Genomic DNA, 21841 nt, shown 5'->3' with positions numbered 1-21841 from the left:
AAAATTGATTGCGCACATTATAGCAAACCCGATTACAAGACCGTCTGAAAGACTCTTATCATCGCTTCTTGTTTAGGGTATAGTATTAACGTATTGCCAGTCTTACAAAAGAGAGAAAATATGTTTAAACGCCCGGAAGAAATCATCGTCTTGGTACTTGCCCTATTATGGGTCGCACTCAGCTACTACTTCGCCGCCATCCTGATTTCAGATGCCTACACCATCCTCCTGATTACCGTATTGACCTTTATTTGGGCGATTGCATGCTTCCTCTTGTGGCAACGCAACCTAAGCCGTCATATTTGGCCGCTGTTCCTCGGCAGCCTGGTTGCCTGCTGGTGGCCGTACTTCACTTGGCTTGCAAGCGACGTTCCCGAAGGCACATGGTATTCAGGCTGGACATTCAAATCCATTATCTCCCTGATTCCCGTTGTAGCCGCTTATGTCTTCAAGTGGAAACGAAGCCGGAAAAACAAAATTTCCGATACCCTCGCCTGATACCTTACGCCGTCTTTTTCAGACGGCGTTTTCCATATCTGACATAGCGCTCAGACTGTCAACAATCCTAATAAAATGCTATACTCTTCACACGATTTAACACCCTAAAACAGGCCGTCTGAAAGACTTATCAAGATGATCAGCAAACAAGAATACCAAGCCCAAGCCGCACAAGGTTACAACCGCATTCCACTCGTTCAAGAGCTGCTTGCCGATTTGGATACACCGCTCTCAATCTATCTCAAACTTGCCAACAAGCCTTTCACCTACCTGCTCGAATCCGTTGTCGGTGGCGAACGCTTTGGCCGCTATTCCTTCATCGGCCTGCCTTGCAGCCACTATCTCAAAACCAGCGGCAAACATGTCGATGTATATCAAAACGGCGAAATCATCGAACAACATGACGGCAATCCCCTGCCCTTTATCGAAGCTTTCCACAACCGCTTCAAAACGCCCGAAATCCCAAGCCTGCCGCGCTTTACCGGCGGCCTGGTCGGCTACTTTGGTTATGAAACCATCTACAATTTCGAACATTTTGCGCACCGCCTGAAACATACGGCCAAAGCCGATCCACTCGGTACGCCCGACATCCTCCTGATGCTCTCGCAAGAGCTTGCCGTAGTGGATAACCTAAGCGGCAAAATCTACCTGATTGTTTATGCCGATCCGTCTCAAGCCAACGGCTACGAACGCGCACGCGAACGTCTTGAAGACATCCGTACCCAGTTACGCCAAAGTTGTGCCATCCCGCTTTCCCTCGGCAGCAAGCAGACGCAAGCAGTCAGCGAATTTGGAGAAGAACCTTTCAAAGCCTGCGTCAATAAAATCAAAGACTACATCTTTGCAGGCGACTGCATGCAGGTTGTCCCCAGCCAACGCATGAGCATGGAATTTACCGACAATCCGCTTGCCCTCTACCGCGCCCTGCGTACGCTGAACCCATCGCCGTATATGTTCTACTACGATTTCGGCGATTTCCATATTGTCGGCTCTTCGCCCGAAATCCTCGTCCGCCGCGAACGCGACGATGTCATCGTCCGTCCTATCGCCGGTACACGCCTGCGCGGCAAAACACCAGCCGAAGACCTCGCCAACGAGCAAGATCTGCTGAGCGATGCCAAAGAGATTGCCGAACACGTCATGTTGATTGACTTAGGACGCAACGACGTCGGCCGCATCAGTAAAACCGGCGAAGTCAAAGTTACCGACAAAATGGTGATTGAAAAATACTCCCATGTGATGCACATCGTCTCCAACGTCGAAGGCCGTCTGAAAGACGGTATGACCAACATGGACATCCTCGCCGCCACCTTCCCCGCAGGCACACTTTCCGGAGCCCCCAAAGTCCGCGCCATGGAAATCATCGAAGAAGTCGAGCCGAGCAAACGCGGCATCTACGGCGGCGCAGTCGGCGTATGGAGTTTCAACAACGACATGGACTTGGCCATTGCCATTCGTACTGCCGTGATTAAAAACAATACACTCTTCGTCCAAAGCGGCGCAGGCGTAGTTGCCGACTCAGACCCAACATCCGAATGGCAGGAAACCCAAAACAAAGCCCGTGCAATAATCCGTGCAGCGCAAATGGTGCAAGAAGGGCTGGATAAATAATTTTCAGACGGCCTGCGCTCTGAAATGACTAAACAACAAGATTATGATACTAAACGAAAAACAACTAAAATCCATCAGCAAATTCCTCAGCTTTATCTTGCGCCATCATCCCGAGCAAATCGGCATTACTTTGGATAAAGACGGCTGGGTGGATATTGATACCTTACTGACGCAGGTAAACCATCCCGAGCGCGGCTTTACGGGCAATCCGCTGACCTACGAAGTATTGTTGGAAGTGGTCGAAAACAACGATAAAAAACGATTTACGATTTCCGAAGACGGCAATCGCATCCGCGCTGCGCAAGGTCATTCGACGGCACAAGTTCAGGTCGAACACAAAGTGGCAACACCTCCTCAGATTTTGTATCACGGTACGGCTGAACGCTCTGTTCCGTCTATTTTGGAGCAAGGCCTGCATTCTGCCTCGCGCCATTTTGTTCATCTATCTGCCGATGCCGCAACAGCCGTTAAAGTCGGCTCCCGCCACGGCAAGCCGGTTGGATTGGCCATCGACACTGTCGCCATGCTTGCGGCAGGGCATCAATTTTATTTGGCGGACAACGGCGTATGGTTAACTGAAAACGTTCCGCCGCAATTTATCGGCAAACTTTAAAACACCAGGCCGTCTAAAGCCGTAAAACCATTTTCAGACGGCCTGCAAACACCCTACACAATTTCTTCATAAAGCGATTATCCATGAACACATCCCCCATCCTCCCTCCTGCTATGCTCGGCATTCTTGGCGGCGGACAATTAGGCAGAATGTTTACTGTTGCTGCCAAAACCATGGGCTACAAAGTAACCGTACTCGATCCCGACCCGAATGCGCCGGCAGCGGAATTTGCCGACCGCCATTTGTGTGCGCCGTTTGATGACCCGACCGCTTTGGAAGAATTGGCAAAATGCGCGGCTGTTACGACCGAGTTTGAAAACGTCAATGCCGACGCGATGCGTTTTCTCGCCAAACACACCAATGTTTCCCCTAGTGGCGACTGCGTTGCCATCGCGCAAAACCGCATTCAGGAAAAGGCATGGATACGCAAAGCAGGCCTGCAAACCGCGCCGTATCAAGCAGTTTGCAAAGCCGAAGACATCACTGAAGAAAGCGTGCAATTTTTGCCCGGCATCCTGAAAACTGCCACTTTGGGCTATGACGGCAAAGGCCAAATCCGCGTAAAAACATTGGATGAACTCAAAGCCGCATTTGCCGAACACGGCGGCGTGGATTGCGTTTTAGAAAAAATGGTGGACTTGCGCGGCGAGATTTCCGTTATCGTATGCCGTCTGAACAATGACAAAGTGCTAACTTTCGACCCTGCCGAAAATATTCACGAAAACGGTATCCTCGCCTACTCTATCGTCCCTGCACGACTGAGTGCCGACGTGCAGCAACAGGCGCGACAAATGGCGCAGCGTTTGGCCGATGAATTGAACTACGTCGGCGTATTGGCAGTAGAAATGTTTGTTGTCGGCGACACGCATGAATTGGTCGTCAACGAAATCGCCCCGCGTCCGCACAATTCCGGCCACCATACCATCGACGCCTGCGCGACAGACCAATTCCAGCAACAGGTCCGCCTGATGTGCAACCTGCCTCCGGCTGACACTAAATTACTGAGTTCTTGCTGTATGGCGAATATTTTGGGTGACGTTTGGAAGGAAGACGGCGGCGAACCCGAATGGCTGCCGCTGCAAAGCAACCCGAACGCACATCTGCATCTTTACGGTAAAAAAGCCGCGCGCAAAGGCCGAAAAATGGGCCACTTTACCGTCTTGGCCAACGATGCGGACAACGCGTTCCAAACTGCACAAACCTTACATCAAAGCCTGTAACCTTACCCACTTTTTTCAGACGGCCTTTGATTGCCAAAGGCCGTCTGAAATCAATTTTTCCGACCATCCGCCATGAGCCTTCTGACCATCCTCCGTCCGGCAACCGAAAAAGACTGCCAAGCCATACACAACGCCCATCTGCATGCCGTTCAATACGCCTGCATCCGCAGTTACGATGAAACCATTATGCACGCATGGGAAAGTCTGCTCGACATCAACAGCTATTTGGAAACCATCTCCGATAAAAACAAAGCATTGTGGGTGGTCGAATACAAAGGGCTGATTCAAGGCTTCTTCCAAGTCGATTTCAAAGAAGCGCAATTGGACGCCTTATACGTCCATCCGCTCTTCCACAATCTCGGCTTGGGTACGGCCCTGCTCAGCCGTGCCGAAGAAATGGCACGAAATGCAGGCCTCAGCTTTCTCAAACTGTATGCCTCGCTCAATTCCGTACCTTTTTATCGACTTAACCGCTACGAATCGCTCGGTACTGCCGTGTTGCAGCTGAACAAAACCGTCCGCGTCGAATGCGAATTGATGCGCAAATACCTGTAATTTTCTCTTCTGCCGTTGCTTTTTTGAAAGAAACCGATGTCCCGAATTGCCGCCCTGCCCGACCATCTCGTCAACCAAATCGCCGCCGGAGAAGTGGTCGAACGCCCTGCCAACGCCTTGAAAGAAATCGTTGAAAACAGTATCGATGCAGGCGCGACAGTGATTGATGTCGAGCTGGCAGGCGGCGGCATCCGCCTGATTCGCGTCAGCGACAACGGCAGCGGTATCCATCCGGACGACATCGAGCTTGCGCTCCACCGCCATGCCACCAGCAAAATCAAAACCTTAAACGATTTGGAACACGTTGCCAGCATGGGCTTTCGCGGCGAAGGCTTGGCAAGCATCGCCTCCGTCAGCCGCCTGACCCTGACCAGCCGCCAAGAAGACAGTTCGCACGCGACCCAAGTCAAAGCAGAAGACGGCAAACTCAGCAGCCCTACGGTAGCCGCCCACCCCGTCGGCACCACCATCGAAGCTGCCGAACTCTTCTTCAATACCCCCGCGCGGCGCAAGTTCCTCAAATCTGAAAACACCGAATACGCCCACTGCGCCACCATGCTCGAACGCCTCGCTCTGGCGCATCCGCACATTGCCTTCTCACTCAAACGCGACAGCAAACAAGTATTCAAACTTCCTGCACAAAGCCTGCATGAACGGATTGCCGCCATTGTCGGCGATGATTTTCAGACGGCCTCATTGGAAATTGACAGCGGCAATGGCGCGCTGCGGCTTTATGGCGCGATTGCCAAGCCGACCTTTGCCAAAGGCAAAACCGACAAACAATACTGCTTCGTCAACCATCGTTTTGTCCGCGACAAAGTCATGCTCCATGCCGTCAAGCAGGCATACCGCGACGTATTGCACAACGCGCTGACGCCTGCTTTCGTCCTCTTCCTCGACCTGCCGCCCGAAGCCGTGGATGTCAACGTCCACCCGACCAAAACAGAGATCCGCTTCCACGACAGCCAGCAGGTGCACCAACTCGTGTTCCACACGCTCAACAAAGCCCTTGCCGATACACGCGCCGACCTGACCGAAAGCGTCAGCAATGCAGGCGAAGTGTTGCATGACATTACCGGCGTTACTCCTGCACCAATGCCGTCTGAAAACAACAGCGAAAATCTGTTTGATAGCGCATCCAACTACCCAACAGGCAACAAACCCGATACACGCAATGCCTTTGGTCCATCAGGCAAAACCGCGCCCATGCCCTACCAAGCCTCGCGTGCGCCGCAACAACGCAGCCTGTCTCTGCGCGAAAGCCGCGCGGCCATGAATACTTACGCCGAGCTCTACAAAAAAACCGACGACATCGACCTTGAGTTGAGCCAATTCGAGCAGGCATGTTTCGGTAATATGCCGTCTGAAACGCCTACTCCCCAAACAGATACGCCGCTTTCAGACGGCCTTCCCTCCCAATCCGAACTGCCGCCACTAGGCTTCGCCATCGCCCAACTCTTAGGCATCTACATCCTTGCCCAAGCCGAAGACAGCCTGTTGCTCATCGATATGCACGCTGCCGCCGAACGCGTCAACTACGAGAAAATGAAACTCCAACGTCAGGAAAACGGCAACCTGCAAAGCCAACGCTTGCTCATCCCCGTTACCTTCGCCGCGTCCCACGAAGAATGCGCCTCCCTTGCCGATCACGCCGAAACGCTGGCAGGCTTTGGCCTGGAATTGTCCGACATGGGCGGCAATACCCTTGCCGTCCGCGCAGTTCCCGCCATGCTCGGCAAAGCCGACGTCGTTTCACTGGCCAAAGATGTATTGGGCGAACTCGCCCAAGTCGGCAGCAGCCAAACCATCGAGGAACACGAAAACCACATCCTCGCCACCATGTCCTGCCACGGCTCAGTCCGCGCCGGCCGCCAACTGACTTTGCCCGAAATGAACGCACTCCTGCGCGATATGGAAAACACACCGCGTAGCAACCAGTGCAATCACGGCCGTCCGACATGGGTCAAACTGACTTTAAAAGAATTGGATGCGTTGTTTTTACGCGGACAGTAATACAGTAATAAAGAGCAGTCAAAAGCTTTAAAGCTCCCTGAAAACATCAATATGTGTTTTTAGATAGCTTATTTGCAAAATCTCGTCTATGAATAAAACCCTATTTTTCATACTGATCACCTTATTGATACAACCTGTTTATGCAGAAAAAATAAGATATGACAAACCTGAATATTGGCAATTAATCCATTCTTATCCCGATAAAAGTAAATCGATCTACGGTAATACTCTTATCCGATCGCTTTCACCCCAAAGTTTATTGATGGAGATACGTCATAAGAAAGCTAAGCCACTGCCTAAAAATAACTCAATAAATAGTCAAAAGAATATGATAGGAAAGGACTATATTAAAGCTCGTTTTAAACTCCAAATTGACTGTGAAAATCAAAAAATGGCATATGAAGACTTTGCATTTTTTGACAGTAAGGATCAATTGAGTGCATATGGAGTCCTATCTTCCGAAGAACTGCAATGGTTTGAAATAAAAAACAATTTAATTGCTGAAAAACTCTATCGCTTTACTTGTGAGTTTTGAATAAATGCAATAAAAAATACAAAAGGCCGTCTGAAAAAATGTTCAGACGGCCTTTTAACTTATTTGCCTTTAACGAATATCCATAGGCGCAAACGATTTCACGGTTTCATCGATTGCTTTAACACGGGTCAGGAAATCTTCCAATTGCGCAAGCGGCAATGCGCTTGGGCCATCACATTTGGCTTGGTCGGGATTGGCATGGGATTCAAGGAACAAACCGGCCAAGTGGGTTGCCATACCGGCAAGCGCCAAGTCCAATACTTGGGTGCGACGGCCGCCTGATGCTGCGGCACCGGATTCGCGTGTTTGCAGGGAATGGGTTACGTCAAAAATAACGGGCAGGTTGTTACACGTTTTTTTCATCACGCCAAAGCCGAGCATATCGACCACCAAATTGTCGTAGCCGAAGTTTGCGCCGCGTTCGCACAAAATGATTTGATCGTTGCCTGCTTCTTGGAATTTCTCCACAATGTTTTTCATTTGAGAAGGGCTGAGGAATTGCGGCTTTTTGATGTTAATGACATTGCCGGTTTTCGCCATTGCCACCACCAAATCGGTTTGGCGTGCCAAGAAGGCAGGCAACTGGATGACATCGCAGACTTCGGCAACCGGCTGGCATTGGTAAGGCTCGTGAACATCGGTAATCACGGGAACGTTAAACTCGCGCTTCACCGCTTGAAAAATCTTCATGCCTTCGTCCAGACCTACACCGCGGAAAGAGTGGATGGAAGAGCGGTTTGCCTTGTCGAAAGAGGCTTTAAAAACGTAAGGGATGCCGAGTTTATCGGTTACTTTAACGTATTGCTCACAGGCTTTCAGCGTAGAGTCGAGGTCTTCAAGGACATTGATGCCGCCGAAAAGGGTAAAGGGCGCATCGTTGCTGACAGTGATGTTGTTGATTTGGATATTCACGGCGAAGCCTTTCAGATAAGTTGAATTTGGGAAACAGGCCGTCTGAAACGTTTCAGACGGCCTTTGTTTGAATATTACAACACGGTGTGCGGCGGCTCATAAGAAATCACGTCGCGGATTTTATTGTTCTCATCGACGAGGACGACTTTCGGCTCATGCGCTGCAATTTCGGGTTCGGACAACATGACGTAAGACATGATAATTACGATGTCGCCTTTTTGAACCAAACGCGCGGCCGCGCCATTCAAGCAAACGACGCCGCTACCGCGTTCGCCGGGAATGGTGTAGGTTTCAAGACGTTCGCCGTTGTTATTGTTGACGATGGCGACTTTTTCGTTCACGCAAATACCTGCCGCATCCAGCAGGTCTTGGTCAACGGTAATGCTGCCGACGTAGTTGAGGTCGGCTTCGGTAACGGTGGCACGGTGGATTTTGCCGCCGAGCATGGTACGGAACATGGGTTTCCTTTTTGATTGTGGGTTGATTTGCGGTTTTAACTTCAGAGAAGTTAAAACCGCTGTTTGTGTGATTGAGGATTAGTTATTGGGAAAGTCTGATTCGTCGAACTCAGGTTCCGGGTCGCTTTGAAGAACTTTTCCGTTTAATTTCAACTCGCTGTTTTGCAGAGTCAGATGGGTTTTGACATTATCGTCTTCTAAGGTCAAATATTTTTCTCTTGCCATACTTTTGATGGTGCTGTCTACCATCAGGCGCAAGGTCTCGTTGATATCGTCGATGCTGGCACGACCTGCGGCTTCATCTTCGGCATTGACGCTAAACAGGCTGCTTACTTGGTTAACGGCGAGCTGCTCCAACAATTTTTGCGGTACGCTCATGTTGAAGTCAGCTTCGGTTTTCTTCAGCATATCGCCCAAATTGTTGAGGTCTTTAGCTGCCAAACCTTTAAACGCGAGTTTGCCGCTGACATCGACATCACCATGAGGCATGGTGAATTTGAAGGTTTTGACGTTCAAAACCGGATTGTTGGTGAACAGGCCTGAAGCCTCGTTTTTGGCCGTCTGAATCAAGGAAGCCTGAATTTCTTCTTCGCTCATTTTCTTCACGGACACTTCGGCAATTTTGTTTTTCAATGCCAAAAGTGATGCCGCATCCAAATGCTCGGCAGCGACATTGATGTCCAGAGGGCCGTATTTGTCTTCGCCATAAGTCAGGCTTTCAAATTGGAAGCGGCCTTCACTGTTGATGAATTTATCGACTTCGCCGGTCTGCGTATCGAAACGCAGTTTGCTGACTTCGATTTTAGACGGAGCAATCGTGCCGGTCGGATTGATGAATGCACCGATTTGCAGGTTGGTCACAAGGTTGACCAACTCATTCAACTTAACGTTGTAATCGATGTTTTCTTTCCATTGCAGCAGGAATTTATCCAGCGTAATGCTGCTCTTGCCCAAAGCAAGCTTGGTCAGGCCGTCTTCCGTTTCGGATTGGAAGCGCAGGTTTTCCAAAGATACATCGCCTTTGTCGGCCAATTTGACTTGTAAAGACGGCGCGAGGTAATCGTGGCGATAGCTTTTGAAGCCTTGGCTGTAATCGGTATTGCCGCCAAAGCCTTTCCAGTTGAGCTTGATACCGGAGAGCTCTTCATAGTCGAAGGCGGGGATATTGAGGCTGAGTTTGCCGTCGCCGGAAAGATAAACCGTATTGGTCATGGTCAACGGCGTTTGCTGGCCGAAGAAGCGATCCAAAACTTTTTTGGTTTCCGGATGGTATTGGAACTCGGTTTCCACGTGCGCACGCGTACCGAAGCCGCCGGCAAACGGGCCGTGGGTCACGTGGTTGATGACCGTAATCGGCTCTTGCAGGACGGTTTTCAAATTGTCCGGCAGATATTTTTGCGTATTTTGAAGCAGGGTCGGCTTGAGGCGGATGACGGTCGTCTCGGTTGAACTGAACCAGCCGCGATCGTATTGGTGGGACTCAACGGTCAGGAAACCGGATTCCTGCAACAGCTTTTGCTGCTCGGTCAGGCTTTCTTCCGCTTTGACACCAAGATAATAAGGCGTGCCGAGCGCAGCGGCGACAACAACGGCGGCAGTCGGGATAAGATACTTTTTCATCACTTCAAACAGATTAGGTTCAAAGCGTAAAGCATAGCATTTTTTAGCTGTTTTGTCTTATCCGCCGTTTCAGACGGCCTTTAGGTAAAGATTGTGATATTATGCAAACATAAACGATTTTTACACTTTTGGCAGGCCTTACCCTGTCTGCCAAAATGTCATTAAAGGTTTGCAAATGCTTTTATTCATTGATAATTACGACAGCTTCACCTACAACATCGTCCAATACTTTGCCGAATTGGGGCAGGAAGTTTTGGTTCGCTGCAACGATGAAATCACCATCGAAGAAATCGAAGCCCTGAAACCTCAATATCTGGTCATCGGCCCCGGCCCTTGTTCCCCTAAAGAAGCAGGCATTTCTGTTGCAGCCATGCAGCACTTTGCCGGCAGGCTGCCCGTCATGGGCGTGTGCCTCGGCCATCAAACCATGGGCGAAGCGTTCGGCGGTAATGTCGTGCGCGCGCAAACGATGATGCACGGCAAAGTCTCCCCCGTTTTCCACCACGGCACAGGCATGTTTAAAGATCTGCCCAATCCGGTCAACTGCACGCGCTACCACAGCCTGGCCATCGACCGCGCCACCCTGCCCGACTGCCTCGAAATTACCGCATGGACGGAAGACGGCGAAATCATGGGCGTACGCCATAAAGAATATGCCGTCGAAGGCGTACAGTTCCACCCCGAAGCCCTGCTGACCGAACACGGCCACGATATGCTGAAAAACTTCCTGGAAGAATTTAAAGACTATCGTCCGCAAAAATCTTAATGAAAGGCCGTCTGAAAGGTGTTTGACAGTGTTCAAACCGCATTTTCAGACAGCCTGAATCACATCGGACACGAACAAAGGAAAAATCATGATTACCCCTCAACAAGCGATTGAACGCCTCATCAGCAACAACGAACTTTTCTACGATGAAATGACCGACCTCATGCGCCAAATCATGAGCGGCCAAGTTCCGCCCGAGCAAATCGCCGCCATTCTGACCGGCCTGCGGATTAAAGTTGAAACCGTTTCCGAGATTACCGCCGCAGCCAGCGTGATGCGCGAATTTGCCACCAAAGTGCCTCTGGAAAACGCCGATGACTTGGTCGATATTGTCGGCACGGGTGGCGACGGTGCCAAAACCTTCAATATTTCCACGACTTCCATGTTTGTCGCGGCTGCGGCAGGTGCGAAAGTCGCCAAACACGGCGGCCGCTCCGTTTCTTCATCCAGCGGTGCTGCTGATGTTATGGAACAAATGGGTGCCAACCTCAACCTCAACCCCGAACAGGTTGCCCAAAGCATTCAGCAAACCGGCATCGGCTTTATGTTCGCGCCCAACCACCACAGCGCCATGCGCTATGTTGCTCCTGTCCGCCGTTCGCTCGGTTTCCGTAGCATCTTCAATATCTTGGGCCCGCTGACCAATCCGGCCGGTGCGGCAAACCAACTTTTGGGCGTGTTCCACATCGACTTGTGCGGCATTCTTTCCCGCGTATTGCAACAGCTTGGCTCCAAACATGTTTTGGTCGTGTGCGGCGAAGGCGGTTTGGATGAAATCACGCTGACCGGCAAAACCCGTGTTGCCGAACTGAAAGACGGCAAAATCACCGAATACGACATCAGCCCGGCCGATTTTGGCATGGAAATCCGCCGCAATTTGGATGAAATCAAAGTCGAAAACGCGCAAGAATCCCTGCAAAAAATGAACGAAGTGCTGGACGGCAAAACCGGTGCCGCACGCGATATCGTCGTCCTCAATGCCGCCGCCGCGCTCTATGCAGGAAATGTGGTTACTTCGCTGGCAGATGGCGTCAAAGCTGCTCAAGAAGCCATCGACTCCGGCAAAGCCAAAGCCAAAAAAGACGAATTTATCGAATTTGGCAAACAGTTTGCCTAAGCTTTAAAACCATAAACAAAGGCCGTCTGAAAAATCTTTCAGACGGCCTTTTATTCTTTAAATATTAAAATTTGCTTTTAATATCATTAATCAAGCCTTCGGCTTTTTCTTTGGCTTCTTCAGCCAAGTGTGCTACTTTCTCTTTGGCTTCATCGGCTAAAGCAGTTGCTTTTTCTTTAGCTTCTTCAAACAATTGCGAACCTTTTGCTTTACCTTCTTCTAAAGCGTCACTGGCTTTGCTTCCAATATCTGATGCTGCTTCTTTTACTTTGCCAACGCCTTGTTGAGCCAAGCCTTCAGCTTCAAGTTTAGCATTGCTGGATACATCTCCAGCCACTTCTTTTACTTTACCGCTGATTTTATCTAATTCGCCGCTCATGGTCATACTCCTGGATTAAATATTGATAGGATGAGTGCTACATTATCTTATATCGGGGACTTCGCTTCAACTTTAAAGGCCGTCTGAAAGCCAAAACATGACAAAACGAGTTAAGTCAGGTTAATCCATCTGTTTCAATATCGCTTCGGCTACTGCCTCGCCTATCATCTTACTACCGAACTCATTGAAATGAAGCCCGTCACACAGCATCACATCGGTCAAATCCTGCTCAAACATCAGGCTGTATAAATCATTGACGGCAAAGCCATATTGTCTTGCCAAATCCTCCGCCACACGGTTATAGGCCTTCAAATCAGCCAGATAGCGGCGCGAGGGTTTGACGATATTGTGTACGCTTTCCAAAAACGGCGTACTGCTCGCCCAAATAATTTTTGCCCCAGTCTGTTTCAGATAATCGAAAATTTGGGTTAGGTTGTTGCGGTAGGTTTCTATATCGGCCACCGGCTCATTACAGCCTTGATTGTGACGGATGTCGTGCAAACCGCAGTTGATGTGGATAATGTCTCCCACAGTCGCGCCCTCTGTCCATTGCCCGATATGCTCTAACACATCATGCGACGAACGGCAATTTTCCGATGGAGAAACAATATCCGCCTCAGGCAAAGCGGCGCGCGTGTAAGGCTCCGAAGCAAGCCGCACGGAGTCGCCGATCAAGTAAACGGTCATTTTTGTTCTCCTCCCTTTATTTGAATCAACAGCAAGGCCGTCTGAAATATCACTTATATTATTATAAGAGTGCTATTTCAAACGGCCTTAACTTCAGTCAAGTTCTATCGTTAAATCATCAATTAACGCTGACTGTTTTTATAAAAATCAATTAATTGCTTGGCCTGCAACATGGGCAGCCCAAAACGGTCGCTTACGACTTTCAAATCCTTCCATTCCTGACCGGTCAAATTTTGCCCAACCCATTTGAGGTTTTCCGGATTGCTTTTGATTTTCTCAAAATACGCCTGCTTGCGTTTCCAGTTGCGCGACCACACCAGCAACATGGTAAAAATACATAAAACAATCAATACAATATTGGTAAACAACATCATGTCCATACAACATACTCCCGCTTGAGTCTCAAAATCAGAAAATATGGATTAAAGGCCGTCTGAAAAAACAATGTTTCAGACGGCCTCAGCGTGACGCTCAACGTTGCATTTCCAGCATTAATGCCTGGCAAGCGGATTCGTTTTCCAAAGCACAAGATTCGCTCAGTTGGTTTAAACGGCTGTCGCGGTCTGATGTATTGCCTTGCGCCATCTCTGCTTTAGTTTCTTCAAGATTGGTACAGGCATTTTCATAACCGCCTTTACAGGCCCGTTCGTAGAGCTTGACCGCGGCGGCATAATCCATGCCTAAACCGCTGGACGGATTGAGATACAGATTACCCAAAACATTGCAGCCGCGCATATTGCCGCCATCGCAGGCTTTTTTCAGAAACGGATAAGCATGAGCAGGCGCTTCAAGATAATCGCGCATCCAAATGGCCGCAGTGACGCAACTCTCCAGATTGTTCCGATTGCATTCCCGTATCAGCTTATCGTGCTGCTTCTCGCTGTAATCCCCAGCCTGCACGCTAAACCCAGTAGCAACCAATGCTAAACCAAACAATAAACGAAGTGTTTTCATCTGATTATTTCTCCAAAAATATTTGATGACAGGCCGTCTGAAAAAACAGTCTTCAGACGGCCTTTATATTATCACTCAATATTCACCCGTTTCAGGCGCAAGGCATTACCCAATACCGAAACCGAGCTTGCCGCCATTGCCGCGCCTGCGATGACGGGGTTTAAAAAGCCGAGTGCGGCGAGCGGAATGCCCAAGATATTGTAGAAGAAGGCGAAAAACAGGTTTTGCTTGATGTTTTTCAAAGTTGCCTGCGACACCAGCAGGGCATCGGCGAGCTGGTTGACCGAATGCTGCATCAGTGTGGCGGATGCGGTGTGTTCGGCAACGTCCGCACCGCCTTTCATGGCGAAGCTGACGTTGGCGGCGGCGAGCGCGGGCGCGTCGTTGATGCCGTCGCCGACCATCGCCACGGTTTTGCCGGCGGCTTTGAGTTTCTGCACTTCGGCGGCTTTGTCGCGCGGACTCATATTGCCGAAGGCGTGTGCGATGCCCAGTTGTTTGGCGACATATTCGACCGTGCCTTGGTTGTCGCCGCTCATAATATAGACATCGATATTGTGTTTTTTCAGACGGCCTATGGCTTCAGCGGTATCGGCTTTCAACGCGTCGGCAAGTGCGAATGCGCCGATAGGTTTGTTATCGACCGAGACTGCAACAATGCTTGCAATGTCCCAAACGCCGTCTGAAAACTTCGGCAAGGTCAATTCGGCAAATTCGGCTTTGCCTGCTTTCACCAAACCCACGCCTTCCACTTCGGCGGTAATGCCTGCGCCGACAACGGTTTGCGCGTTTTGTGCGGCGGGAATGTCCAAACCGCGCGCTTGGGCGGCGGAAACGATGGCGCGGGCGAGCGGGTGGGCGGCGTTTTGTTCGACGGCGGCGGCGATGCGGTACAAAGCGTCTTCGTCAAAGCCGCTGTCGGGTACGCAATAAACGGCGGCAACCTGCGGTCTGCCTTCGGTCAGCGTGCCGGTTTTGTCCAATACGACGGCATCGACGTGGGCGGCTTCTTCCATCGCCGCCGCGTCTTTGAACCAAATACCGTGTTTCACCGCTTTGCCCATGCCGACCATAATCGCGGCAGGGGTTGCCAGACCAAGCGCGCACGGGCAGGCAATCACCAAAACGGCAACGGCGTGCATCAGCGCAACCGTCCAATCTCCTTTAATCAGCCAAGTAATGATAAAAGTCAAAAGCGCAATGCCCACAACAGTTGGCACAAACACCGCCGCTGCTTTATCGGCTACGCGCGCAATCGGTGCTTTACTGCCTTGTGCTTCAGAGAGCGCATTCATCATGTCGCCGAGCAGGGTTTGGCTGCCGAGCTGCGTGGCGCGGTACACCACGCTGCCTTCGGTCATCAGCGCGCCTGCCAACACTTTGCCGCCTGCCTTTTTCTCTTCGGGATTGGATTCGCCGGTAAGGTGGCTCTCGTCCGCCCAACCGCTGCCGCTTTCAATAATGCCGTCGGCGGCAATGCGTTCGCCGTGATTGGCGCGGATAAGGTCGCCGATTTGCACTTGGTCGATGGGAAGCTGTTGCCATTCGCCGTTGCGTTGTACATTGACTTGGGTCGGCGTGAGTTTGAGCAGCAAGCCCAAGCTGTTCAAGCTGGATTTTTTGGTGCGGTGTTCCAAAAATTTGCCCAGCGACACAAAACCAATCACCATCACGCCTGCTTCAAAATACACATGCGCCATGCCGTGCGCCGCATGCGGACTGAAAAACAGCATATAGACAGAATACAGATAAATCGACACTGTACCGATGGTAACCAGCACATCCATATTCGCTAGCCCGCCTTTAATGCTCGCCCACGCGCTTTTGTAAAACGGGATGGCCAGCCAAAGTTGCACTATGCTTGCCAGCACAAATTGCCACATCGGCGGAATCATCCAATCGTGCCGCCCGATCATCATGCCTGCCATGCCGATTAAGAACGGAATATTGATGACCAGCAAAAGCCACAGCCTCCAGCTTACATGCGCTGTTTCTTCGGGCTGCGGCAGCGCGTCTTCCGTTTTTTCCTTCGCGCCGTAACCGGTTTTCTCAATGATTTTGGCAATGTCGGCAGCGGAAGTTTTGCTGTCATCAAACGTAACCTGCGCTTCCTCGCTGGCAAAGTTCACCCCTGCCGATTCGACAAAATCTTTTTTGTTCAACACTTTTTCAATACGCGAAGCGCAGGCCTGACAGGTCATGCCTTCGATTTGGAAACGGACTTTTTGTTGCATGGTTTCTTCCTTCTGAATGTGGTTGGGCTACCTGAAAAAAGCGGAGCAGGGTTTTCAGGTAGCCTTTGGGGTGTTGCAGTCGATTTGTTGCGATTCGATTTACAAAGCCGCATCAAAGCCGCCGTCTTCCACCGCTTCTATCAGCGCGGCGGGGTTGGTTTGGGCGGGGTCGAATTCCACGACGGCATTCTTGTTTTCCAGGCTCACTTCGGCCTTGTCCACGCCGTTTACGCCTTCGATGATGCTGGTAACGCTTTTCACGCAGCCGCCGCAGGTCATGCCTTCGATGTTTAATGTGATGGTTTGCATAGGGTTTCCTTTCTGTTGGAATGAGGCTGAGGTTTTAAAGCCCGTTGCAGCCAAAGCTTTCAGGTAACCTGAAATGATGGGTCTGCTCTTGCTTTCCCGCTAAGTGCCGCCACTATAAAGCTTTACCCGAAGTAAAGGTCAAGCATCATGATGAACATCAGCCAGGCCGCGGCCGAGAGCGGCCTTTCCGCCAAACAAATCCGCGACTACGAAAAGCACGGCCTAATCGCCCCAGCCGCGCGCAGCGAAGCGGGCTACCGCCGCTACGGACAGGCCGACCTTGTCCGGCTGCGCTTTATCCGCCATGCGCGGGAAGTGGGCTTTTCGCTGCCGCAGATCGGGCAGCTTTTGAGCCTGCAACACAACCCGCAGCGTACCAGCCGCGAAGTGAAAACGCTCACCGCGCGGCACATCGCCGAGCTGGAAGCCAAAATCGAACGCTTGCAGGGCATGGTGGCCGAGCTGCAACGTTGGCACGATGCCTGCGCGGGAGACGACTTCCCGGATTGTTCGATTTTGGCCGGGCTGGAGGAGAGTTAGGCGGCTTGGGCAGAATAGAAACAGGCTACCTGAAAAGTTTCAGGTAGCCTTAGTCGGCCGCTAACGGTTTGGTACAGGCCTCGTCGTAATACGGCAGCCACTTGCCGCCGCTTTGCTTCAGATATGCGCGAAAACTTTTGTTTACCCGTGTGGCGGTGTAATCCAAATAATGGCAAAAAGTAAGTTATCAAGAGACAGAGGCCGTCTGAAGCGTTTCAGACGGCCTTTTCAAAATACGCTTATCGGTTACAAAGCCACATCGTATCCGCCGTCTTCTACGGCATCAATCAGCGCATCGGTATCTGTCTTGCTTTCATCAAAAGTAATCACTGCATTTTTGTTTTCCAAGCTGACTTCTGCTTTTTCCACGCCTTCTACGCCTTCCAAAAGACGGGTTACGCTTTTCACGCAGCCGCCGCAGGTCATGCCGTCGATATTGAGGGTAACAGTTTGCATTTGTATTTCCTTTCATTCACACAAATATGGTTGCCAAATACTTTACTCCTTACACAAACAGCTTGCAAATTCTTCATTAAGGCCGTCTGAAAAATGCAGATAGGCGTACAATAACGCCCTTTGCTTCATCAAACGGACATAATAATGACTTCAACATTCAAACAATGGGTTAGCGTATGCGCGCTGGCGGTGGGTGCATTTATTTTCAATACCACCGAATACATTCCGATTGCGCTTTTGAGCGACATCGGTCAGAGCTTTGGCAAACCGGCAACGGAAGTGGGCATGATGATTACGGTGTATGCATGGATTGTTGCGCTCCTATCGCTGCCGCTGATGCTGATGACGAAAAACATCGAACGGCGCAAATTATTGCTGATGCTGTTTGCACTGTTTGCGCTGTTTCACGCGCTGTCGTTCTTTTCTTGGAACTTCAACATCCTCTTGGTCAGCCGTATCGGGATTGCGCTGACACACGCGGTCTTTTGGTCGATTACGGCTTCTTTGGCGGTACGGCTTGCGCCCACGGGCAAAACCAATCAGGCTCTGGGCTTGCTCAGTACGGGTACGGTTTTGGCGATGGTTTTGGGTATTCCGCTGGGGCGCGTGGTCGGGCAATACTTCGGCTGGCAGCTCAGCTTCCTGCTGATCGGGGTCTGTGCTGCCGGCGTAATGCTGGTGTTGGCCAAAAACCTGCCTGCTTTACCAAGCCAAAATACCGGCTCTTTAAGCAGTCTGCCGAGTTTGTTCAAACGCCGCAACCTGATGCTGCTCTATGCAATGACGGTGTTGATTATTACGGCACATTTCACGGCATACAGCTATATCGAGCCTTTTGTGTTGCAAGTTGGCGGATTTAAGGCAGAACAAGTAACAATAGTCTTAAGCCTGTACGGTTTGGCAGGATTTGCCGCATCTTATCTATTCGGCAAATGGTTTGCCAAAGCGCAACGTTTGTTTATGCTCGGCGCGGTGGCGGTCATCCTGCTATCCGCCCTGCTGCTTCTGCCGTTTGCCGCTTTCCCTTATGCGGTGTACGCGCTGGTGTTTATTTGGGGCGTGGCCATCGTCATCGTCAGCTTGGGCATGGTCTCAAAAGTATTGTCGTTTGCTTCCGATGCGACAGATGTGGCCAACTCGATTTATTCAGGTTTGTACAATGTCGGTATCGGCGGTGGTGCGCTTTTGGGACATTATGTGACCGTCTGGTTCGGCCTTTCCAATATCGGCATTGCCGGAGCCTTGCTGGCGGCGGCAGGTCTGGCCGTTTGCGGTTTGTTGTTTAAGGAACAAGACAATCTGACGCAAAATGTTTAAATCCATATAAATCAGGATGGTATTACTGACCCGGCCGTAATTTTGGCAGTTTTACCGATTTGTCCTGATTCTTATTAACCCACGATGGATCTTCATTCCGCCGGATAAGCAGTTTTCTTGCTGCTTATCCGGTTTTCATTTCATTTCTAAAAAACAATTTACAATTTGTTTACACTACATCAAATTACAAATATACTGTCGCCTATTAGGCCGTCTGAACGTACGGCTGAAAAGAAAAACCAATCATGTTTCAGAGGAATACATCATGGACTTAAACGCCAAGGATAAGACTCAGCATCCTGAGAACGTCGAGCTTCTTAGTGCGCAGAAGCCGATTACCGACTTTAAAGGACTGCTGACGACCATTATCTCTGCTGTTGTCTGCTTCGGCATTTATTACATCCTTCCCTACAGCCCCGATGCCAACAAAGGTATCGCGCTGTTGATTTTCGTTGCGGCACTTTGGTTTACCGAAGCCGTACACATTACCGTTACCGCGCTGATGATCCCTATCCTTGCCGTTGTACTCGGCTTCCCGGATATGGACATCAAAAAAGCGATGGCAGGTTTCTCCGACCCGACGATTTACATCTTCTTCGGCGGCTTCGCACTTGCAACCGCCCTGCACATGCAACGTCTCGACCGTAAAATCGCCGTCAGCCTGTTGCGCCTGTCCCGCGGCAATATGAAAGTTGCCGTGTTGATGCTGTTTGCCGTTACCGCCTTCCTGTCTATGTGGATCAGTAACACTGCGACTGCCGCGATGATGCTGCCTTTGGCAATGGGTATGATGAGCCACCTCGACCAAGAAAAAGAACGCAAAACCTACGTTTTCGTCCTGCTCGGCATCGCCTACTGTGCCAGTATCGGCGGCTTGGGTACCGTGGTCGGTTCTCCGCCGAACATGATTGCCGCCAAAGCGCTGAACTTGGACTTCGTCGGCTGGATGAAGCTCGGCCTGCCGATGATGCTGTTGATTCTGCCGCTGATGCTGTTCTCTATGTACGTCATCCTCAAACCTAATTTGAACGAGCGCGTGGAAGTTAAAGCCGAATCTATCCCTTGGACTTTGCACCGCGTTATCGCGCTGTTGATTTTCTTGGCAGCCGCCATCGCTTGGGTATTCAGCTCCAAAATCAAAGCCGCATTTGGTATTTCCAACCCTGATACCGTTATCGCCCTGATTGCCGCCGTTGCCGTCGTTGTATTTGGCGTGGCGCAATGGAAAGAAGTTGCCCGCAATACCGACTGGGGTGTATTGATGCTCTTCGGTGGCGGTATCAGCCTGAGCGCATTGCTGCAATCTTCCGGCGCATCTGAAGCTCTGGGTCAGCAAGTTGCTTCCACGTTCTCCCATTCTCCTGCATTGCTGGTAATTTTCGTGGTTGCCGCCTTCATCATCTTCCTGACCGAGTTCACCAGTAACACGGCTTCCGCCGCCTTGCTTGTACCTATTTTCGCCAGCATCGCCGCGCAAATGGGTTTGCCAGAACAAGTTTTGGTATTCGTCATCGGCATTGGTGCATCTTGTGCCTTCATGTTGCCGGTTGCCACGCCGCCTAACGCGATTGTGTTCGGTACAGGCTTGATTAAGCAACGCGAAATGATGAACGTCGGCTTATTGCTGAACGTCCTCTGTATCGTATTGGTTGCGCTGTGGGCTTATTTCGTCCTGATGCCATAAACCCGTAAAACCATATCCCAGGCCGTCTGAAAGAATATTTTTCAGACGGCCTTGAAGTTTGTCGTTCAGACACAATTTAACGAATGATTCAAAACCAGATTCTAACGAAAGGAAACCCATGATTATCCTGCACACCAACAAAGGCGACATCAAAATCGAACTCGATTTCGACAAAGCCCCCGTTACTGCTAAAAACTTCGAGCAATACGTTAAAGACGGCTTCTACGACGGCGTAATCTTCCACCGCGTCATCAAAGGCTTTATGATTCAAGGCGGCGGCATGGATGAAAACATGAACGAAAAAGAAACCCGCGATCCGATTCAAAACGAAGCGTCCAACGGTTTGCCTAACGAAAAATACACCATCGCCATGGCGCGTACTTCCGATCCGCACTCTGCCAGCGCGCAATTCTTCATCAACACTGCCGACAACGCTTTCCTGAACTTCCGTTCTAAAGAGCTGTACGGCAAAACCGTAGTCCAAGACTGGGGCTATGCCGTATTCGGTAAAGTCGTTGACGGTTTTGACGTTGTCGATGCTATCGAAGGCGTTTCTACCAAACGTCACGGCTACCACGACGACGTACCAAGCGAACCTGTCATCATCACTAAAGCCGAAGTGGTTTAATTGATTTGATTTCCCATAAAAACAGCCTGTCCGAATTAAAAACGGACAGGCTGTTTTTCAATAATGACGCATACCGTCACACATCATAAGTACCGACCATGCATGCCGAATCTAACACATGACCCTGCATGGCAAAATGTAGCTCATTAAAGCGGAAACCGCGCGGTAAATCCAAAACGGTGTCCAGCGCGTACACAATCAATTCATAACGATGGCGGTTGTTCGGTGGCGCCATACCGCCGTAAAAAGAAGCCTCTTCGATTTCAAATTTACCCAACGCGCTCGCCCAAGTGTTCGCGCCCTGTGTGAAATCTGTTGCAGAAATACTTTCATTTTCTGCCACGGAAGTGCGTTTCAAATCCGAAATCAACCAATGCGTCCATACGAAGCCGGATGCTGAAATGGCATCTTTGTCTTCCAACACCACGGCAAACGATTTTGTTCCTTCAGGCGCATCTTCAATCTCAAAAGGAATCGAATAAGAAGGCATACCGCTCGGGCTGAACTGGCTGCCGCGCTTGCCGTATTTGTCTTCAAATTCGCCGTTGACAATAGCTTTACTGCTGACTTTCATCTTATATCTCCCAATAGTAGGTTTGTTCATTCTAACAAACACCAAGGCCGTCTGAAAGATACTGCCGTTTTCACTTTCCCGATGCCGCATTTTCAGACGGCCTCAAGCAATATTCACAATTCGATCAAACACATTTGACATTCCATAGTATAATCCGCCGC

Annotated in this window: 24 protein-coding genes; 13 read left to right on the top strand and 11 right to left on the bottom strand. The window is 50.4% G+C overall.

The genetic code is table 11. The annotated features are described in order from the left end of the window. Nucleotides 1-120: 120 nt before the first annotated feature. The 7 genes from HMPREF2952_RS08750 to HMPREF2952_RS08720 all read left to right on the top strand — a co-directional run bounded on the left by HMPREF2952_RS08750 (nucleotide 121) and on the right by HMPREF2952_RS08720 (nucleotide 7045). Nucleotides 121-498, top strand: coding sequence for a hypothetical protein (locus HMPREF2952_RS08750; RefSeq protein WP_070695557.1), 378 nt, complete (start codon nucleotides 121-123; stop codon nucleotides 496-498). 135 nt (nucleotides 499-633) lie between these two features. Next, nucleotides 634-2109, top strand: a complete 1476-nt coding sequence (gene trpE / locus HMPREF2952_RS08745; RefSeq protein WP_070695555.1) for an anthranilate synthase component I — start codon at nucleotides 634-636, stop codon at nucleotides 2107-2109. 43 nt (nucleotides 2110-2152) lie between these two features. After that, the gene (locus HMPREF2952_RS08740) at nucleotides 2153-2722 is read left to right on the top strand and encodes an RNA 2'-phosphotransferase (RefSeq protein WP_070695553.1); all 570 of its coding nucleotides are present in this window, start codon (nucleotides 2153-2155) and stop codon (nucleotides 2720-2722) included. A gap of 83 nt (nucleotides 2723-2805) precedes the next feature. Further along, entirely contained in the window at nucleotides 2806-3942 is a 1137-nt protein-coding gene (locus HMPREF2952_RS08735) for a 5-(carboxyamino)imidazole ribonucleotide synthase (RefSeq protein ID WP_070695551.1), read from the top strand. A 72-nt stretch (nucleotides 3943-4014) separates the two neighbouring features. Next, nucleotides 4015-4497 carry a GNAT family N-acetyltransferase gene (locus tag HMPREF2952_RS08730; protein ID WP_003747064.1) on the top strand — a complete coding sequence of 161 codons (483 nt, stop codon included), beginning with the start codon at nucleotides 4015-4017 and terminating at the stop codon, nucleotides 4495-4497. A 36-nt stretch (nucleotides 4498-4533) separates the two neighbouring features. After that, nucleotides 4534-6510, top strand: coding sequence for a DNA mismatch repair endonuclease MutL (gene mutL / locus HMPREF2952_RS08725; RefSeq protein WP_070695549.1), 1977 nt, complete (start codon nucleotides 4534-4536; stop codon nucleotides 6508-6510). A gap of 88 nt (nucleotides 6511-6598) precedes the next feature. Next, entirely contained in the window at nucleotides 6599-7045 is a 447-nt protein-coding gene (locus HMPREF2952_RS08720) for a hypothetical protein (RefSeq protein ID WP_004519812.1), read from the top strand. Nucleotides 7046-7114: 69 nt separating this feature from the next. On the opposite strand, the gene kdsA is transcribed toward HMPREF2952_RS08720, so the two are convergent. The 3 genes from kdsA to HMPREF2952_RS08705 all read right to left on the bottom strand — a co-directional run bounded on the left by kdsA (nucleotide 7115) and on the right by HMPREF2952_RS08705 (nucleotide 10035). Further along, nucleotides 7115-7957 carry a 3-deoxy-8-phosphooctulonate synthase gene (kdsA, locus tag HMPREF2952_RS08715; RefSeq protein ID WP_004519813.1) on the bottom strand — a complete coding sequence of 281 codons (843 nt, stop codon included), beginning with the start codon at nucleotides 7955-7957 and terminating at the stop codon, nucleotides 7115-7117. Between the two features lie 74 nt (nucleotides 7958-8031). Further along, entirely contained in the window at nucleotides 8032-8415 is a 384-nt protein-coding gene (gene panD, locus HMPREF2952_RS08710; RefSeq protein ID WP_003678944.1) for an aspartate 1-decarboxylase, read from the bottom strand. Between the two features lie 78 nt (nucleotides 8416-8493). Continuing rightward, nucleotides 8494-10035, bottom strand: a complete 1542-nt coding sequence (locus HMPREF2952_RS08705; RefSeq protein ID WP_070695547.1) for a YdgA family protein — start codon at nucleotides 10033-10035, stop codon at nucleotides 8494-8496. A gap of 175 nt (nucleotides 10036-10210) precedes the next feature. Between HMPREF2952_RS08705 and HMPREF2952_RS08700 the strand changes: the two genes are divergently transcribed. Further along, nucleotides 10211-10801, top strand: coding sequence for an aminodeoxychorismate/anthranilate synthase component II (locus HMPREF2952_RS08700; protein WP_003683598.1), 591 nt, complete (start codon nucleotides 10211-10213; stop codon nucleotides 10799-10801). 88 nt (nucleotides 10802-10889) lie between these two features. After that, nucleotides 10890-11918, top strand: coding sequence for an anthranilate phosphoribosyltransferase (trpD, locus tag HMPREF2952_RS08695; RefSeq protein ID WP_070695545.1), 1029 nt, complete (start codon nucleotides 10890-10892; stop codon nucleotides 11916-11918). A 64-nt stretch (nucleotides 11919-11982) separates the two neighbouring features. Here the strand turns inward: trpD and HMPREF2952_RS08690 are convergent, their stop codons facing one another. The 6 genes from HMPREF2952_RS08690 to HMPREF2952_RS08665 all read right to left on the bottom strand — a co-directional run bounded on the left by HMPREF2952_RS08690 (nucleotide 11983) and on the right by HMPREF2952_RS08665 (nucleotide 16481). After that, nucleotides 11983-12297: a CsbD family protein gene (locus tag HMPREF2952_RS08690; protein ID WP_070695543.1), complete on the bottom strand. Its 315-nt coding sequence runs from the start codon at nucleotides 12295-12297 to the stop codon at nucleotides 11983-11985. A 120-nt stretch (nucleotides 12298-12417) separates the two neighbouring features. Further along, entirely contained in the window at nucleotides 12418-12984 is a 567-nt protein-coding gene (locus HMPREF2952_RS08685) for an SGNH/GDSL hydrolase family protein (RefSeq protein ID WP_070695541.1), read from the bottom strand. A gap of 122 nt (nucleotides 12985-13106) precedes the next feature. Beyond that, nucleotides 13107-13364: a hypothetical protein gene (locus tag HMPREF2952_RS08680; protein ID WP_070587765.1), complete on the bottom strand. Its 258-nt coding sequence runs from the start codon at nucleotides 13362-13364 to the stop codon at nucleotides 13107-13109. Between the two features lie 91 nt (nucleotides 13365-13455). Beyond that, complete coding sequence (locus HMPREF2952_RS08675) at nucleotides 13456-13938, bottom strand: SEL1-like repeat protein (RefSeq protein ID WP_070695539.1); 483 nt, start codon at nucleotides 13936-13938, stop codon at nucleotides 13456-13458. Nucleotides 13939-14009: 71 nt separating this feature from the next. Continuing rightward, nucleotides 14010-16172 (bottom strand): heavy metal translocating P-type ATPase, encoded by a 2163-nt coding sequence (locus HMPREF2952_RS08670; RefSeq protein ID WP_070695537.1) that lies wholly within the window; start codon nucleotides 16170-16172, stop codon nucleotides 14010-14012. A 99-nt stretch (nucleotides 16173-16271) separates the two neighbouring features. Then, nucleotides 16272-16481, bottom strand: a complete 210-nt coding sequence (locus HMPREF2952_RS08665) for a heavy-metal-associated domain-containing protein (protein WP_070695535.1) — start codon at nucleotides 16479-16481, stop codon at nucleotides 16272-16274. 147 nt (nucleotides 16482-16628) lie between these two features. On the opposite strand from HMPREF2952_RS08665, the gene cueR reads away from it, so the two are divergent. Further along, complete coding sequence (cueR, locus tag HMPREF2952_RS08660) at nucleotides 16629-17021, top strand: Cu(I)-responsive transcriptional regulator (RefSeq protein ID WP_004519824.1); 393 nt, start codon at nucleotides 16629-16631, stop codon at nucleotides 17019-17021. A gap of 246 nt (nucleotides 17022-17267) precedes the next feature. Here cueR and HMPREF2952_RS08655 read toward each other — a convergent pair whose 3' ends face one another. Continuing rightward, entirely contained in the window at nucleotides 17268-17477 is a 210-nt protein-coding gene (locus HMPREF2952_RS08655; protein WP_004519826.1) for a heavy-metal-associated domain-containing protein, read from the bottom strand. Between the two features lie 144 nt (nucleotides 17478-17621). On the opposite strand from HMPREF2952_RS08655, the gene HMPREF2952_RS08650 reads away from it, so the two are divergent. The 3 genes from HMPREF2952_RS08650 (at nucleotide 17622) to HMPREF2952_RS08640 (ending at nucleotide 21106) form a co-directional block, all read left to right on the top strand. Further along, a complete protein-coding gene (locus tag HMPREF2952_RS08650; protein WP_070695533.1) occupies nucleotides 17622-18794 on the top strand; it encodes a sugar transporter in 1173 nt (390 codons plus the stop codon). Nucleotides 18795-19059: 265 nt separating this feature from the next. Further along, complete coding sequence (locus HMPREF2952_RS08645) at nucleotides 19060-20478, top strand: SLC13 family permease (RefSeq protein ID WP_070695531.1); 1419 nt, start codon at nucleotides 19060-19062, stop codon at nucleotides 20476-20478. 118 nt (nucleotides 20479-20596) lie between these two features. After that, nucleotides 20597-21106, top strand: coding sequence for a peptidylprolyl isomerase (locus tag HMPREF2952_RS08640; protein ID WP_004519830.1), 510 nt, complete (start codon nucleotides 20597-20599; stop codon nucleotides 21104-21106). 76 nt (nucleotides 21107-21182) lie between these two features. Here HMPREF2952_RS08640 and HMPREF2952_RS08635 read toward each other — a convergent pair whose 3' ends face one another. Next, nucleotides 21183-21680 (bottom strand): YbhB/YbcL family Raf kinase inhibitor-like protein, encoded by a 498-nt coding sequence (locus HMPREF2952_RS08635; RefSeq protein WP_070695528.1) that lies wholly within the window; start codon nucleotides 21678-21680, stop codon nucleotides 21183-21185. Nucleotides 21681-21841 lie beyond the last annotated feature (161 nt).

It is taken from the genome of Neisseria sp. HMSC068C12 (assembly GCF_001814095.1).
In the GTDB taxonomy this organism is placed as follows: domain Bacteria; phylum Pseudomonadota; class Gammaproteobacteria; order Burkholderiales; family Neisseriaceae; genus Neisseria; species Neisseria perflava.
Note: the sequence above shows the minus strand (reverse complement) of the source record. Positions and strands in the feature narration are given on the sequence as shown.